The organism is Chromobacterium sp. FG89 (genome assembly GCF_057808735.1).
Genome location: NZ_JBMDIQ010000025.1, coordinates 41,013 through 55,880, shown reverse-complemented (window position 1 = coordinate 55,880; position 14,868 = coordinate 41,013). Strand labels below are relative to the sequence as shown.

Below are 14,868 nucleotides of genomic sequence, written 5' to 3'. Positions count from 1 at the left end.
AAGCTAAGGGCCGCTGACGACAAGACCAGGAGGCGGCAAAAGATGCATGCCAAGCACAATGGCGTGGGTGCGATTGTTGGCGTTCAGCTTGCGGATGACGTTGGCGACGTGGAACTTCACCGTACGTTCGCTGATATCCAGAATGGTGGCGATCTCCCAGTTGGTCTTGCCGCGGCTCATCCAGTGGAAAATATCGTATTCCCGCTGGGACAGGGGCATGGAGCTGGGAGTTGCCGGCGGTAAATTCGCTACGCGAACCGCGGCCTGATGCAAGTGCGGAGTCAGGCAATCCAGCATGGCCACCAGATTGCTGTCATTAATCGTTTCGCTGCCGCTCAGCGAGAAAATGCAGCCGAGGTTGTTGCGTTGCGACACCGCGCTAAAACTCAAACCATCGCCTAAGCCGACGGACGAGGCCTCGGCAATGAATTTCTTCTCATCCTTGCCCTTTGCGCGGCTAAACCTGTCGTTCCACGAGACCGGGCCCTGACCCAAGTGAATGCGCAGAATGGGGTCGCATTGGGAGTAGTTTTCCTTCATGTATTGCTCGGTCCACTCAACCGGATAACTAACGTTCACCACGCGTTCCAAGCGTTGGATCTGCTGTTGTTGGTTGACTCGACCCAAAGCCAGAACAATGTGCTCGGAAGGCGCCTGGCTGATGATGACGTCAAGGAAAGCCCTGAGCTCGGCTTCGGTTTCGATTTGTCCTGCAAGGTGAATCCATTCCAGCAACGTCCATTGCTGACTCGCGGACAAGCCGCTGGGCAGCGGCCGTGCTATCGCGGAATTTGAGATGACCATGAGCAAATCTTTCTTGATCTTGTGGTTTTACGCTGCTGGATAGTAGCCCACATGCAAAAGGCATGGGAAGCGCTAACTCCTTGTTCTGGTGCCAAGAACAGCGACTGTTGCATTCGTCGCCGACATTATAACAAATTGCCTGTCCAAAAATCCGTAAGTAGAAATAATTATATTGATCAATGACTTATTTGGTGCTATTTGGCGGAGGACAAACTAGGCGGGAAGTTGGGGCGTCATAAGGATGGCGCCGGGACAAGCTTGGAAAACTGGACCTTCTGTCAGTGTTCCCGATAACTGAAGCGCTGGAACAAAGGCGCGATCTCTTCTATCAGTTGCGGCGCGGGCCAGCCGGCCGGGGCCGGAGGCAGGGCGAAGGAGGGCGGGGGACGCAGTTGCTGCCAGTGATAGTCGGCGACGCCCAGCGCCGCCAGCCGCCGCGCCAGCGCGGTCAGTTGGGACTCATTGTGCCAGTGCGGATGTATGCTGCTGCGACATTCAAAATTGCTGTTGTTTTGCAACAAACAGTGCAGCGAGGCCTCGGTCTGCTCGCCGCTGCGGGGCAAGCCGGTCAGCGCCGGATAGGCGCTGAAATCGGTCTTGATGTCCAGGCCGACCCAATCCAGCAACGGCAGCACCCGCCGCAAGCGCTGCGGGTACGCGCCGCCGGTATGCAGGCCGGTGGCGAAGCCCAGCGCCCGGGTCTGTTCCAGCAGCGCCGGCAGCGCCGGCTCCTGCAGCGGTTCGCCGCCGGAGAACACCACGCCGTCGAGCAGGCCGACCCGGCTTTGCAGCCAGCGCAGGGTGTCCGGCCAGCGGGTTTCGCCGTTTTGGCGCCGCAGCAGGTGGGGATTGTGGCAATAGCCGCAACGCCAGGGGCAGCCGGCGAGAAAGACCACGGCGCACAGTTTGCCCGGCCAGTCGCAGCTGGAGAACGGCGTCAGCCCGCCGATGCGGGCTGCTGCGGGGTCAGCGGGCGGCGTGTTCACTGAAGCAGATCCGTTCGTCGAATTCTCCGCGTTTGCCGATATTGAAAGACTGCACCGGGCGGTGATAACCCATTACGCGGGTCCAGACTTCGCAGCGGGTGCGCTGTTCGTCGTTGAGCGGGGCGGCGTCTTGGCCGGGGAGGTGGGTGGGGGGAGTCATGAGCTTTCCTTTCTTAAGGGCTTATGAAGGCTGGCGCGCCAGCAGTTCCGCGTCGCAGCGCGGGCAGAATTCGTGGTGACCGGACAGATAGCCGTGCTTGGGGCAGATCGAGAAGGTCGGGGTGACCGTGATATAGGGCAGGCGGAAGCGGGATAGCGAGCGGCGCACCAGTTCGCGGCAGGCGTCGGCGCTGCTGACCGCCTCGGTCATATAAAGGTGCAGCACGGTGCCGCCGGTGTATTTGCGCTGCAGCTGTTCCTGGCGCTGGAGGGCCTCGAAGGGGTCGTCGGTGAAGCCCACCGGCAATTGGCTGGAGTTGGTGTAATAAGGATGGGCGTCGCTGCCGGCCTGCAGGATGCCGGGGTAGCGTTTGCGGTCTTCCTTGGCGAAGCGGTAGGTGGTGCCTTCCGCCGGGGTGGCTTCCAGGTTGTACAGGTGGCCGGTGCTTTCCTGGAACTCCACCATGCGCTGGCGGATGTGATCCAGGTAGTCGCAGGCCAGTTGGTGGCCTTCCTCGCTGGTGATGTCGATGCGGTCGCCGCTGAAGTTGCGGATCATTTCATTGATGCCGTTGACGCCTATGGTGCTGAAATGATTGCGCAGCGAGCCCAGGAAGTGACGGGTGTAGGGGTAGAGGCCGTCGTCTATCCGCGCTTGCACTTCGCCGCGTTTTTTCTCCAGCGCGTCGCGGGACAATTCCAGCAAGCGGTCGGTTTCGGTCAGCAGCGCGGCGTAGTCGCCGGCGAAGCGGTGGCCCAGACGCGCGCAATTGACGGTGATCACGCCGACGGAGCCGGTTTGTTCGGCGCTGCCGAACAGGCCGTTGCCGCGCTTGAGCAGTTCCCGCAAGTCCAATTGCAGCCGGCAGCACATACTGCGCACCATCTGCGGCTCCAGGTCGGAGTTCACGAAGTTCTGGAAATAGGGCAGACCGTATTTGGCGGTCATTTCGAACAAGAGATCGGTGTTTTCGCCGTGCCAGTCGAAGTCGCGGGTGATGTTGTAGGTGGGTATCGGGAAGGTGAAGGAGCGGCCCTTGGCGTCGCCGGCCAGCATCACTTCGATGTAGGCGCGGTTGATCATCGCCATTTCGCGCGCGCAATCGCCGTAGCGGAAGCTCATTTCCTCGCCGCCTATCACTGGAATCTGCTCGGCGATGTCGTCCGGGCAGGTCCAGTCGAAGGTCAGATTGGTGAACGGGGTCTGGGTGCCCCAGCGGCTGGGCACGTTGAGGTTGTAGATCAGTTCCTGGACGCACTGGCGCACGTCCGCGTAGCTCAGCCCGTCTTTTTTGACGAAGGGGGCCAGATAGGTGTCGAAGGAGCTGAAGGCCTGGGCGCCGGCCCACTCGTTTTGCAAGGTGCCGAGGAAGTTGACGATCTGGCCGCAGGCGGAGGACAAGTGACGCGGCGGAGCGGATTCCACCTTGCCGGGAATGCCGTTGAAGCCATTTTGCAACAGGGTGCGCAGCGACCAGCCGGCGCAGTAGCCGGACAGCATGTCCAGATCGTGGATGTGCAGATCGCCCTGGCGGTGGGCGAGGGCGGCTTCCGGCGCCAGCACCCGCTCCAGCCAGTAATTGGCGGTGAGTTTGCCGGCGATGTTGAGAATCAGGCCGCCCAGGCTGTAGCCCTGATTGGCATTGGCGTTGACCCGCCAGTCGGCCCGGTCCAGATATTCGTCGATCGCGGAGATGGCATCCACCATGGCGGTGGGCGCGGAGGCTGTGCTCATTTCTATATCTAGTGAAGTTATCGAATGAGCGCCACTATAAATTGTGTTTTGTGCGCTGTGTGGCTGAGGTGGCGATAACTTGACGCGGATCAAGCGAGGCGCTTTTGACGACGGCGGAGGCTGGATTCCGGGGCGAAAACCTGGCCATTGGGAGCGCAATGTCATGTTGTTTGCGACAGCGCATGACTTATGCTGGATTGGGGCCGGCTGTGGCGCTCAAGGGCGACGTGGGCGGGGCTGCGGCATATTGTTGCCAACTTGATGCTGTTTCATTGAGTCTGTTGCAACAAACTCATGGCATTCAGACCGAATCAGGTGCATACTTGGATTGCATAGAAAATAGGGCAATGTATTTTCAACTAAGCTGTAAAACTATATGACAAAGTGCGCTCCGCGAGCGGTGCAGTGGGGAAGCTGCGGTCGGTTCTGTTCCTGGCGTGGATTTGTCCATGAAGATGCATTCACAACAATTTGCAAGTTCTTCTTTAATCATCAAAGGGTATGGTGTACCCTTTTTAAAGAGATACTACTTAATAATGTTATCAGCATTGTCAAATCCAGGGCGTCCGTCCGGGCGTGAAGGGTAGGCGATGCCGAGCCTGGAACATCCCTGATTATGGACACCTTAAAAGCATTGATGGTCTTCATGACCACGGCGGAAAACGGCAGTTTCTCCGACGCCGCGCGCAAGCTGGGCGTATCGCCGGCCGCTATCAGCCAGAGCATCGCCCGGCTGGAGCAGGAACTGGAGGTTCGCCTGTTCAACCGCACCACGCGCCAATTGACGCTGACCGAGGACGGGCGCCGTTTCTACGCCCAGTGCCGCGGACCGGTGAACAATCTGGATTCGGCGATCAATCAGTTGAAAGCCAGCCGCGACGAGCCGGCCGGCCATCTGCGGGTCAGCATGCCCAACTCCTTTGGCCGGCGTTTCATCCTGCCCATCATGGGCGAGTTCTGCGAGCGCTATCCCAAGGTGCGGGTCTTCTTCGGCCTGGACGATCATTTCAGCGATCTGATCGAGGACGGTTACGATGTGGGCGTGCGTTCCGGCATGATGCCGGACAGCCGCATGGTGGCGCGCAATCTGGCGCAGATGCCGCTCTATGTGGTGGCTTCGCCCGGCTACTGGGATTTGCACGGCCGCCCGAGCGCGCCGGAGGAGTTGAGCAACCACGATTGCATCAACTTCCAGTTTCCCACGTCCGGCCGTCTGTTCAAGTGGGAGTTCGACCGCAAGGGCGAGCGGATTCCGCTGGAGGTCAACGGCACGTATACGCTGAACGAGATGGAGGCGGTGGCCGAGCTGGCGCGGCTGGGCATGGGCGTGGCCCAGTTGCCGGGCCATGAGGTGGTGCATCTGATCCGCTCCGGCGAACTGGAGCCGGTGCTGACCGATATGGTGTCGCTGGAGCGTTCTATCTACATCTGTTTCCCGCATCGCGACCACATCGCGCCGCGTACCCGGGTCTTCGTTGATTTCGTGGTGGAGAAGTTGGCCGACCATCCGGACATCATGGCGGACCTGCCGGGCCTGGATTTGAGCGCCAAGCGCAAGGCGGCCCAGAAAAACGCGATCTGATCCCGTCTCCGTCTGAACCCGAAGCCAGCGCTTGCGCTGGCTTTTTTCATGTCTTTTTGTCGCCGCGACCCATCCTTTCTCCCAGGTGTTGTTAAATATAATGAGCACGTGTATTGTATTTTTATACCAATCATGAACGGACGCTCCGCGTTCGCTTCGCCAAGGAGACAGCCATGAACGCGCCGGCCAGACTGGAACACACGAGCTCTTATTACGCCGCATCCGCCCATCCATCGCCGGAGCGTCCATCCTTGCAAGGGGCGGAGCAGGTGGACGTCTGTGTGATCGGCGCCGGCTACACCGGGGTGTCCGCGGCGCTGCATCTGGCGGAGCGCGGTTATCAGGTGGCGGTGCTGGAGGCGGCGCGGGTGGGCTGGGGCGCGTCGGGCCGCAACGGCGGGCAGATCGTCAACAGCTATAGCCGCGACATGGACGTGATCGAGCGGCGGCACGGCAGGGCGGCGGCCGAGGCGCTGGGCGCGATGGCTTTCGAAGGCGGCCGCATCATCCGCGAGCGCATTGCGCAATACGGCATTCAGTGCGATCTGAAAACCGGCAATGTGTTCGCCGCCTTCACTCAGAAGCAGCTGGACGAGCTGGCGGCCAAGAAGCGGCTGTGGGAGGGCTACGGCCATACCGGCCTGCAACTGGTGGACCGAGAGGGCATGCGCGGCATCGTGGCGTCGGACCAGTACGCCGGCGCCTTGTTGGACAATTGGGGGGGGCATATCCATCCGCTGAACCTGGTCTTGGGCGAGGCGGCGGCGCTGGAGTCGCTGGGCGGGCGGATTTTCGAGCAGTCGGCGGTCTTGAAGATTCATCCGGGCGGCCGGGTGCGGGTGGAGACCGCCGGCGGCGAGGTCAGTTGCCGCTTCCTGGTGGTGGCCGGCAACGCTTATCTGGGCGAGTTGCTGCCGGCGCTGGCGGAGAAGAGCCTGCCCTGCGGCACTCAGGTGGTGACCACCGAGCGTTTGCCGGAGGCGCTGGCCAAGAGCTTGCTGCCGGGCGATCACTGCGTCGAGGATTGCAACTTCCTGCTGGATTATTACCGGCTGACCGCCGACAACCGGCTGTTGTACGGCGGCGGCACCGTGTACGGCGCGCGCGATCCGGGCGAGGTGGAGCGGCTGATTCGCCCCAAGATGCTGAAAACCTTTCCGCAGTTGGCGGATTACAAGATCGAGTTCGGCTGGACCGGCAATTTCTCGCTGACCCTGTCGCGGCTGCCGCAGGCCGGGCGCATCGGCGACAATGTCTATTACTCTCAGGGTTGCAGCGGCCACGGCGTCACGTATACCCATTTGGCCGGTCGCCTGCTGGCGGAGGCCATCCACGGCGACAGCCGGCGCTTCGATCAATTCGCCGGTCTGCCGCACTATCCCTTCCCCGGCGGACGCGCGCTCCGCGTGCCGATGCTGAGCATGGGGGCGTGGTGGTACGGGCTCCGGGACCGTCTGGGGCTGTGAGTTATTCGTCGGGGGCGAGGCGGCGTTCGCGGCTGGCGCTGCCGGCTTCGCCCACCGCCCGGTTGCGGCCCGCGTTCTTGGCCGCGTACAGATACATGTCGGCGCGGTGCAGCAAGGTTTCCGGCATGTCGTCCACGGTCTGGGTGGCCACGCCTATGCTGGCGCTCAGGCGTTTCACCGCCGGCAGCTCGGTCTGAGCCAGCCGCTGGCGGATATCGTCGGCCAGCGCCAGCGCGCCGCTTTGCTCGGTCTCAGGGCAAATCACCAGGAATTCGTCGCCGCCCCAGCGCGCCACCGTGTCCAGCTGGCGCGCGCGTTTTTGCAGCAACTGGCCAAAAGCGGCCAGCACCTGGTCGCCGGCCAGATGGCCGTAGTTGTCGTTGACGTCCTTGAAGTGGTCGATGTCCAGCAGCAGCACCGAAAACGGTCGCCGGGTACGGTAAGAGCGCTCGGTTTCGCGCTCCAGTATGGTGTTGGCCTGGCGGCGGTTGGCCAGACCGGTGACCGCGTCCTGGCCGGCGATGGTGTTGAGCTCTTGCAGCATGGCGTGGGATTCGCGGGCTCGGCGGTAGGCGAACAGCGCCAGCGACACGGCCAGGTTCACGCATAGCAGCAACGCCAGCGCCATGGTTTGCGCATTGCCGTCGCCGGGCCCCGTCCCCAGCGCGGACAGCAGTTGGTAGCGCTGGGCCAGCCAGAGCAGCAGCAGATTGGCCATGAGCAGGATGGCCAAGTCGAACAAGATCTGCCGCAGGCTGAACAGGCGTGGCTTCATGGGGCTTGGGCCGTTTCCGATGAGTGCAGGCCGCGGGGAGGCGGCTTGATTGCGTTGATTCTTTTCGGATTAGCCCAAACTTGGCTCAGCCACAAGGGGCGAGCGCCGACGAGGCGCTCCAAGCAGCGCTTCAAAGTCCGCCGCGCGCCGGCGGGATGGATGGAAAAGGGCCTTGAAAACGCCTTGGAAAGGCTTGCGCGCCATCCGCGCCTCCCGCTTGCTCGGCGGTTTCGGCCTTGCCTCGTCCCCGGCCGCGAAAGCTTGAACAGGGGATTAAACGGCCATGAAGCGCGCCAGCGGCGTGGCGCTCCAGTCCACGCTGTCCAGCAGGTTCTTGACGATGAGCCCCAGCTCGGTGTCGCCTTCAATCAGCAGCTTGCGGTGGAAAAACAGCGTGTCCGGGTCTTCCTCGCGCAGCATCATCCGGGCGAAGTCGGCCAGCGTGGCGGAGAGCTGCAAATCGGCGGCGCCGTCGTCCCGGTCGCGGTGGAAGCCTTGTTCGTCGGCGCGGAAGCGCAGGGTCAGGCCGGCGTCCAGCACGCGGATGGCGAAGCGGCGGCCGGCCAGCAGCGCCATGTCGGCCGGCAGCACGCCGCGCCGCGCCAATTGATTGAGGCTGGCGACCAGCAGCCAGGCCGGCGGCGCGGCGGGCAGCCGGGACAGCAGCGCGGCGGCGGCGGCGGGCAGGGCGAGATCAGGAATGCGCATGGGGGGCTCCTATGGCTTGGTTGCCGGCCTGGCCGCGCCAATAGCCGTCCACCAGTTCGGCGTCGGCGTGCCGGCCGCTGGCGGCTTGCAGCGCCGCCGGGTCGGCGCCGTCCAGCGCTTGGCGGAACAGGGCGACGATATCGCCGGTGGCGCGGGACTGCGGACTGAGGCGCACGGCGTCGACGCCGATGGCGGCCAGCTCGCGCAAATGCGGCAGCAGGCTGTGGCAGCCGGCGGACAGGGTCTGGATGCCGTTGAGGGTGAGGAAGTCCTGCTGGTCCTGGGTGCGCATGGCGAGGCCGTCCGGGTGTTCCAGGCAGCGGAACTGGCAATCGTCCTTGCTCAGATTGTAATGACGGGCGGTGAAGCAGCGCGCGGACAGGGCCAGGGGCAGCTTGCCCCAGGCGAACAGCTCGGTGGCGATGGGCGCGCCGATCTCGGCGTAGCGCGCCAAGAGCTCGGCCAGCGTGGCGCGGTCCATTTCCACCGGGGGCACCCAGCGTTCGGCGCCCCAGTCGCGGATCAGCTTCAGGGTGTCGGCGTTGTAGATGTTCAGATGCGGGCCGGCGACGAAGGGCAGGCCGTGTTCCCGCGCCAGCTTGATCGCGCCCAGGTCGTTGGCTTCCAGCGCGATGTCGCCGTTGGCGGCCAACTGGCGCGCGCGGCGCAGATCGGATTCGCTCTCCAGCAGCGCCTGGCAGCTGAGCGTGACGCGCTTGCCGGCGGCGGCCAGATCGCGCGCCAGCGAAATCCAGTCTTGCGGCCGCATTTGCTGGCGGCGGGAGCACACCACCTCGCCCAGATAGATCCGGTCCAGCGGCCAGTCGGCGGCGGCGGCGTAGAAGTCCAGCAGGGTGTCGCGCGGCCAGAAGAACAGCACCGGGCCCAGCGTCAATTGCAGATTAAGGCTTGTCATTGGCGGTTTTCCATCGGGGGCGGCGCTCATTTCCACGGCCGGTTGTAGGCGCCCAGCGTCTGCTGCTGCCCTTCCGACACTTTGTTCAGCGCCTGGTGCCAGGCCGGACGCGGCTGGAAGCGCGCGCCGTCGCGGGCGGCGGCATCCAGCGCTTCGCGCAGCGCCCGCGTCACCTGGGCCACGTAGGCCGGGCTGCGCTGGCGGCCTTCCACCTTGATCGCGGCCACGCCGCTGGCGATGATTTGCGGCAGCATGTCCAGCACATTGAGGCTGGTGGGTTCTTCCAGCGCGTAATAGGTTTCGTCGCGCACCTGGAAGCGGCCCTTGCACAGCGTCGGGTAGCCGGCGGGTTCGTCGTCGCGGTAGCTGTCGATCAGGATGTGGTTGAGGCGGGCGTTCATGCTCCGCTCGCCCGGTTCCCAGCGCACGAATTTGGCCGGCGAGCACACGCCGTGGGTGTTGGGCGATTCGCCGGTGGCGTAGCTGGACAGCTGGCATCGGCCTTCCACCATCACGCACAGGCTGCCGAAGCCGAAGACTTCGATCTCGACGTCGGTGTGCTCGATCACATGGCGCACCTGGTCCAGGGTCAGCACCCGCGGCAGCACCGCGCGGCGGATGCCGAACATGTCGCGCGCCAGGTTGATGGCTTCGTAATTGGTGGCCGAGCTTTGCACCGACATGTGCAGGCGCAGCTGCGGATGGCGCTCGGCGGCGTAGGCCATCAGGCCCAGGTCGGCCAGGATCAGCGCGTCGGCGCCCAGCGCCGCGCCCTGGTCCACCGCCGCGCGCCAGCGGCTGGAGTCGCCGCCCTGGGCGAAGGTATTGATCGCCATCAGCACTTTGCGGCCGTGGCGGTGCGCGTAGGCGATGCCTTCGCGCGCGCTGGCGTCGTCGAAATTCAGCCCGGCGAAGTTGCGGGCGTTGGTCTGGTTTTTAAGGCCCAGGTAAACGGTGTCGGCGCCGTTGTCCACCGCGGCCTTGAGCGCCGGCAGGCTGCCGGCGGGGCAGACCAGCTCGGGCAGGAATGTGTGCAGAGCCATCTTGGTCGGTCCGGTTCAAAACCCGCCGACGATAACAAGCCCCGCGTCGCGGGGCCTTGTTCTGGGTCAAGCGCAGGCGGAGGGCCTAGAAGAAAGGGAAGACCAGCTTGGTCTTGGCCACCAGCACAATGTAGAACACCGTCGCCAGCGCGCAGAGGAAGGCGATCAAGCGGGTTTGCGGGGTTTTGCCGCGGCGCAGCGCGATGGTGCCCAGCGCCACGTACAGCACCAGGCCGACGATCTTGGCCAGCAGCCAGGGGCTTTGCAGAATGGGCCAGCCGCCCATGACCACCAGGGCGATGGCACAGCCCAGCAGCAGGGTGTCGACGACGTGGGGCAGGATGCGCACCGGTTTCAGCGCCAGGATGTGCTGCTTGCCGCCCAGCATCAGGCCGCCGCGCACGGCGAACAGCAGGATCGATAGATAGGCGAAGCCCATATGGGCGTGTTTGACGATCAGATAAGGGTACATAGGCGTCCAAAGTTGAGGAGTGAGAACGGGTTTACGCTCTGGCAAGGCATGGCGGATCGTAAACAGGCTCTTAGACGGCGCTTAACGATAGCGCGCCCATAATACCCGGGCCGCGCCCGTTTGCGGGTTCGGCGTGCCGCCGCCGCCTTCGCCCGGCAATCCGTTCTGACCGCTGATGTCGATCACGGTTTCCGCGCCCAGGCTGTTCAGCGGCCGGGAGGGCGGCGGCACGCCGGGCGGGCGGCTTTGCAGCCCCGCGCTGACCGGGCCGAAGATATGGGTGCTGCCGGCGGTGTCCAGGGTGTCGCCGGCCAGTACCGCGCCGTGGATGCGGTTGCTGGCGCCCAGCCGGATCTTGCCGCCGCCGAAGGCCTGGGCGGCGTCGTAGCCGCCGGCCAGCAGGGCGATGCCGAGCAGCGGGGATTCGCGCAGCGAGTTCCGGTCCGCGGCGCAGTGGTTCAGCGGATAGACGTCCGGGAAGTCCGGGCTGCGGCACACGCGCGCCGCGCCGGCCTGGCGCAGGCTCCACAGTTCCACATTGCTGCTGGTTTCGATGTGGCCGGTGGCGAGAATGGCGTTGTCCAGCCGGCCGTACAGCGACAGATTGCCTTCGAACAGCGCCACGCCGGGCAGCATGCCTTGCGGCGGCTTGAGGCGCAGCAGCCATTGCTGCGCGGTGCTGCCGGACAAGCAGCTCTCCGCGTCGCTCTCGCACAGCCGCAAGGCCGGCTGGCCGGCCACCGGGGCGCAGCGCCTGCCGTCGGCCTGCAAGGCCGGGCACAGATCGTTGCGCTGCCAGTCGTCGGCCCGCTGCCGGCCCAGCCGGTAGACCGCGCCGTCCGGCACGCCGGCCACATGTTGCAGCCGGACGCGGATGCGCTGCAGCGCGTCGGCGGAACGGTCCGCCGCATCCCAGTAGACGATGAGGTTGGCGGCGTCGCGGTAATCGTTGGCGTTGACGCGGGTCGCGCCCAGGCGGAACTCCGGCACCGGCTCCAGCGGCACTCTCAGACCTGCCTGATGGCGCACCCGCACGGTGTTCGGCGGCGGCTGGCGCGCTTGGCCGGCGGCGTCGAAGATCTGCGCGCCGTTGTGGGTGAAGGCGCCGCCGATGAGGCCGTCGTCGATATTGGCGTTGCCGCGGCTGTCCAGCAGGCCCTGAGCGCGCAAGGCGTTCAGCCGGTTGCTGCTGCTGGTGCGCACATCGCCCTGGCTCAGCAATTGCGCGGAAACGGCGACGTTGCCGGCCAGGGTCACGTCGCCGATGGCGGACAGCCGGCCCACCCGCTCGCCGCTGCTGCCGACCGAGCCGTTGGCGGCGGCGGTCTCCACGTCGCTGCCGCTGCCCATGACGATGTTGCCGCGCGCTTTCAGCGTCAGGAACTGGCCGCTGTTGACGCGGATGTCGCCGTTGCTCCACAGGCTGAGCGGAGCCTGGCCGTCGCCGCGGGCCGGATTGCCCTGGAACAGGATGTCGCCGGTGGCCTGGATCGCGCTGACGCCGCTCAGGCTGCCGCTGGTGTCCACCGCGCCTTCCACTTGCAAGAGCGCGTCCTTGGCGCCGGTGACCACAATATTGCCGCTGGTGGACAGGCCGCCGCGGATTTGCGCCGCGGCGTTGGCGGCCGGCGGCGTCGGCGCGCCGTTCAATTGGTAGACCACCTCCAGCGTCACCGTGGCGTCGCCGCTGCGGGCGGTGATCCAGGCGGCGACCTTGTCGTCCTCGATCACGGCGCCGGCGGCGCGCGGCGCCGGCAGCAGCTTGATCTGGAGGGCGTCGGCCAGCGCCTGGCTTTCCGGCGGCAAGCTGGCGCGCTCCAGACTCAGCGCCGCGCCGTCCAGCTCCAGCGCCTTGATTTGCGCCGGTGTCAGCGCCGACAGGTATTGCCGCGCCAGTTCCGCGCCGGTCCAGGCGCGCCATTGCGCCTCGCTATTGCCGCGCAGCGAGCGGGTCAGTTCCTGCTGGCCACGCAGATGATGCATGCCGCCCAGCGCCAGCGCGGTCAGGGCCATGCCGGTGAGCAGCACCATCAGCACCGCGGCGACGCCGCGCTGCCGGCGCGGCGGGAGGGAACGGGCCTTCATGCGGGGGCCGCCAGATTGGTCAGACAGCTGGCGAAGCTGCGGCTCTCGCCTTGCAGCGTGTTGTCGTAGTTGAGCAGCAGCTGCGGAAAGGTCTGGCTCGCCGCCGCGGCGACGGCGTAGGGCCAGCAGGCTTGTTCCAGCCGCAAGGCCATGCCGAGCTTGTGCCGCGGCGGCAGCGGGCCGGTCAGCGCCCGCGCCCGCCATTGCGAGGGCTGGGTCAGCGTGTCGGCGATGGCCGCGCAGTCGTCCGCCTGCAACTGGTACAACACGCTGCTCTGGCCGGCGCCGTCCAGGCTGGCCACGCCGCGGCAGGCGTAAGCGCCGGCGTCCAATTGCGGACGGTAACGCCAGACCGCCGCGTTGGCGGCGCCGGAAGCCGCCGGCGCGGCGCTAAGCGCGGAGACGGCGCCGTCGGCGTCGACGCTCAAATCGCTTATCGACAGCAGTTGCAGGTTTTGTTCGCGGCCGCCGGCGGCGCCGAAACCGGCTTCCTGCGCCTGCTGCTGCACGCTGAGCAGCGCCGCCATCAATTGGCCGTCCCGCTGCGCCAGCTTGGCGCTGCCCTGGTCCGGATCGAACACGCTGCGCGCGGTCTGGCGGTAGAGGGTCAGCATCGCCAGCGTGGTGATCAGCGCCAGCAGCATGCCGATCAAGAGCTCCAGCAGACTGAAGCCGGCGGCGCGCTTATTCATGATTGCTCAGACTGAGGGTGGAGGAGGCCGCGTCCCGCAGCTGCAAGGTCCGGCCGCTCAGCGCGGCCTTGGCGCTGATGTCCGCGCCGCCGTTCTGCGGCTGTCCGCGCAGGGTCACCGCGGGCGCGGAACTGCAGCTCAGCCGCGCGGTGGCGCTGACGCCGCTGGCCAGCGGCCAGTCGTTGGCGCTGTCGCAGGGCAGGCCGCCCTGTTGCAGTTGTTCCCGCGCCTTGCTCAGGGCCAGCGCGTGCTGTTGCAGCTGCTGTTGACTGCCCAGGCTGCGCGCGTTGACGAAAACAATGCCGAGGCCGGTCAGCATCAGCAGCAACATGGCGATCAGGCTTTCCAGCAGGCTGACGCCGCTTTGCGTTTTACAAATCACCGCTGAGCTCCTGCTGCGCGCCGCGGATGCAGTAGGCCGGCCGCGTGCCGCAGGCGACGCCGGCCGCCTGCGCCGCCAGCGGCTGGCCCTGGTTGTTCAGGGCCAGGCATTGCGCGGCCGGGGTCGCCAGGCAGCTTTTTCCCAGGCTCACCGGGCGCGGCGCGGCGGCGCGCCACAGCGCCGCGCCGTGGCAACGCTCGCCCTGGCTGCCGCTGGCCGGCGCGCCGGCGAAGACGCACAGCTGGCCTTCAGCGCTGGACATCAGCACCGCGGCGGGCTGGTCCGGCGCGGCCGCCAGCGGATTGCTCAGCGCCGCGGCCTGGGTTTGGGCGTAGGCCCGCGCCAGTTGGCTGCGGCCCAGCGCCAGTTTGTGGGCGTCGCTCCAGCCTTGCGCCAGCGGCACGCTGAGCAGCGCCAACAGGCCGATCAGCGCCAGCGTCGCGAACAGCTCCATCAGGGTCAGGCCGCGCTGGCGGCGGGGCGGGGTCACCATTGGGTCCGGCAGTCGGCGCTGCTGGTGTTGGCGCTTTGATCCGCGCCGTCGAGCTTCAGCACGCAGCCGGACAGCTGCGGGCTGACGCCGCTGGCGGTGAGCAGGAAGCTGCCGCCTTGCGGCTGGTAGCGATAGTTGAATTCAGGCTGCGCCGGCTGCCAGCTGTTATTGCCCAAAGCGGCGCGGATGGCGCTGGCGTTGTCCGCGCTGGCGGCGGGATAGGCCAGGTGCAGCAGTTTGTGGTTTTCCAGCGCCAGGCTCAGGGCCATCAGATCGCTCTTGGCGGTATTGGCCTTGGCCGCCTGTACATGGCGCTGATAAGACGGCACCGCCACCAAGAGCAGGATGCCGACGATGGCGGCCACCACCATCATCTCGATCAGGGTGAAGCCGGAATGGCCTTGCGGCCGGACGGATGCGCTCACGACATCGCCTTGCTAAATAAACGTCATATTTTAGCGTTATTGGACTCACATTGGTATTGATTGGCATCAATATGCTTTGTAAATATCTTGGCGAGAAGCAAGCCGCCGTCTGAGCGCCGCCTAGCGGCATAATCTGCCGCGCGCG

Annotated in this window: 14 protein-coding genes and 1 pseudogene; 2 read left to right on the top strand and 13 right to left on the bottom strand. The window is 65.5% G+C overall.

Annotated elements, in window-relative coordinates; translation table 11 throughout:
- Positions 1-3: 3 nt before the first annotated feature.
- The 3 genes and pseudogenes from ACODRW_RS20305 to ACODRW_RS20295 all read right to left on the bottom strand — a co-directional run bounded on the left by ACODRW_RS20305 (position 4) and on the right by ACODRW_RS20295 (position 3,684).
- A complete protein-coding gene (locus ACODRW_RS20305) occupies positions 4-804 on the bottom strand; it encodes a helix-turn-helix transcriptional regulator (protein WP_043594052.1) in 801 nt (266 codons plus the stop codon).
- 278 nt (positions 805-1,082) lie between these two features.
- The gene (locus tag ACODRW_RS20300; protein WP_488906554.1) at positions 1,083-1,790 is read right to left on the bottom strand and encodes an anaerobic ribonucleoside-triphosphate reductase activating protein; all 708 of its coding nucleotides are present in this window, start codon (positions 1,788-1,790) and stop codon (positions 1,083-1,085) included.
- Positions 1,771-3,684: pseudogene (locus ACODRW_RS20295) on the bottom strand (ribonucleoside triphosphate reductase). Before ACODRW_RS20295 ends, ACODRW_RS20300 begins: the two are co-directional and overlap by 20 nt.
- A 616-nt stretch (positions 3,685-4,300) precedes the next feature.
- On the opposite strand from ACODRW_RS20295, the gene ACODRW_RS20290 reads away from it, so the two are divergent.
- Complete coding sequence (locus ACODRW_RS20290; protein ID WP_048413744.1) at positions 4,301-5,266, top strand: LysR family transcriptional regulator; 966 nt, start codon at positions 4,301-4,303, stop codon at positions 5,264-5,266.
- A 173-nt stretch (positions 5,267-5,439) separates the two neighbouring features.
- Entirely contained in the window at positions 5,440-6,732 is a 1,293-nt protein-coding gene (locus ACODRW_RS20285) for an NAD(P)/FAD-dependent oxidoreductase (protein WP_488906553.1), read from the top strand.
- 1 nt (position 6,733) lies between these two features.
- Here the strand turns inward: ACODRW_RS20285 and ACODRW_RS20280 are convergent, their stop codons facing one another.
- From ACODRW_RS20280 to ACODRW_RS20235, 10 genes are all read right to left on the bottom strand, one after another.
- Complete coding sequence (locus ACODRW_RS20280) at positions 6,734-7,507, bottom strand: GGDEF domain-containing protein (protein WP_107797973.1); 774 nt, start codon at positions 7,505-7,507, stop codon at positions 6,734-6,736.
- 273 nt (positions 7,508-7,780) lie between these two features.
- Entirely contained in the window at positions 7,781-8,215 is a 435-nt protein-coding gene (ubiT, locus tag ACODRW_RS20275) for a ubiquinone anaerobic biosynthesis accessory factor UbiT (protein ID WP_227106632.1), read from the bottom strand.
- Positions 8,202-9,131 (bottom strand): U32 family peptidase, encoded by a 930-nt coding sequence (locus ACODRW_RS20270; RefSeq protein WP_488906552.1) that lies wholly within the window; start codon positions 9,129-9,131, stop codon positions 8,202-8,204. Before ACODRW_RS20270 ends, ubiT begins: the two co-directional genes overlap by 14 nt.
- Positions 9,132-9,157: 26 nt before the next feature.
- Positions 9,158-10,174 (bottom strand): ubiquinone anaerobic biosynthesis protein UbiU, encoded by a 1,017-nt coding sequence (ubiU, locus tag ACODRW_RS20265; RefSeq protein WP_488906551.1) that lies wholly within the window; start codon positions 10,172-10,174, stop codon positions 9,158-9,160.
- Positions 10,175-10,259: 85 nt separating this feature from the next.
- Positions 10,260-10,646, bottom strand: a complete 387-nt coding sequence (locus ACODRW_RS20260; RefSeq protein WP_107797977.1) for a SirB2 family protein — start codon at positions 10,644-10,646, stop codon at positions 10,260-10,262.
- A gap of 81 nt (positions 10,647-10,727) precedes the next feature.
- The gene (locus tag ACODRW_RS20255; protein ID WP_488906550.1) at positions 10,728-12,731 is read right to left on the bottom strand and encodes a DUF4097 family beta strand repeat-containing protein; all 2,004 of its coding nucleotides are present in this window, start codon (positions 12,729-12,731) and stop codon (positions 10,728-10,730) included.
- Positions 12,728-13,423 carry a hypothetical protein gene (locus ACODRW_RS20250; RefSeq protein WP_488906549.1) on the bottom strand — a complete coding sequence of 232 codons (696 nt, stop codon included), beginning with the start codon at positions 13,421-13,423 and terminating at the stop codon, positions 12,728-12,730. Before ACODRW_RS20250 ends, ACODRW_RS20255 begins: the two co-directional genes overlap by 4 nt.
- Positions 13,416-13,805: a hypothetical protein gene (locus tag ACODRW_RS20245; RefSeq protein WP_227106640.1), complete on the bottom strand. Its 390-nt coding sequence runs from the start codon at positions 13,803-13,805 to the stop codon at positions 13,416-13,418. The genes ACODRW_RS20250 and ACODRW_RS20245 overlap by 8 nt, the downstream gene beginning before the upstream one ends.
- Positions 13,795-14,298, bottom strand: a complete 504-nt coding sequence (locus ACODRW_RS20240; RefSeq protein WP_488906548.1) for a prepilin-type N-terminal cleavage/methylation domain-containing protein — start codon at positions 14,296-14,298, stop codon at positions 13,795-13,797. Before ACODRW_RS20240 ends, ACODRW_RS20245 begins: the two co-directional genes overlap by 11 nt.
- Positions 14,292-14,723 carry a type IV pilin protein gene (locus ACODRW_RS20235; RefSeq protein WP_227106644.1) on the bottom strand — a complete coding sequence of 144 codons (432 nt, stop codon included), beginning with the start codon at positions 14,721-14,723 and terminating at the stop codon, positions 14,292-14,294. Before ACODRW_RS20235 ends, ACODRW_RS20240 begins: the two co-directional genes overlap by 7 nt.
- Positions 14,724-14,868 lie beyond the last annotated feature (145 nt).

Coding starts and splice junctions, on each gene's coding strand:
- ACODRW_RS20305 (WP_043594052.1), bottom strand. CDS start 804: ATGGTCATCTCAAATTCCGCGATAGCACGGCCGCTGCCCAGCGGCTTG.
- ACODRW_RS20290 (WP_048413744.1), top strand. CDS start 4,301: ATGGACACCTTAAAAGCATTGATGGTCTTCATGACCACGGCGGAAAAC.
- ACODRW_RS20285 (WP_488906553.1), top strand. CDS start 5,440: ATGAACGCGCCGGCCAGACTGGAACACACGAGCTCTTATTACGCCGCA.
- ACODRW_RS20280 (WP_107797973.1), bottom strand. CDS start 7,507: ATGAAGCCACGCCTGTTCAGCCTGCGGCAGATCTTGTTCGACTTGGCC.
- ubiT (WP_227106632.1), bottom strand. CDS start 8,215: ATGCGCATTCCTGATCTCGCCCTGCCCGCCGCCGCCGCCGCGCTGCTG.
- ACODRW_RS20270 (WP_488906552.1), bottom strand. CDS start 9,131: ATGACAAGCCTTAATCTGCAATTGACGCTGGGCCCGGTGCTGTTCTTC.
- ubiU (WP_488906551.1), bottom strand. CDS start 10,174: ATGGCTCTGCACACATTCCTGCCCGAGCTGGTCTGCCCCGCCGGCAGC.
- ACODRW_RS20260 (WP_107797977.1), bottom strand. CDS start 10,646: ATGTACCCTTATCTGATCGTCAAACACGCCCATATGGGCTTCGCCTAT.
- ACODRW_RS20255 (WP_488906550.1), bottom strand. CDS start 12,731: ATGAAGGCCCGTTCCCTCCCGCCGCGCCGGCAGCGCGGCGTCGCCGCG.
- ACODRW_RS20250 (WP_488906549.1), bottom strand. CDS start 13,423: ATGAATAAGCGCGCCGCCGGCTTCAGTCTGCTGGAGCTCTTGATCGGC.
- ACODRW_RS20240 (WP_488906548.1), bottom strand. CDS start 14,298: ATGGTGACCCCGCCCCGCCGCCAGCGCGGCCTGACCCTGATGGAGCTG.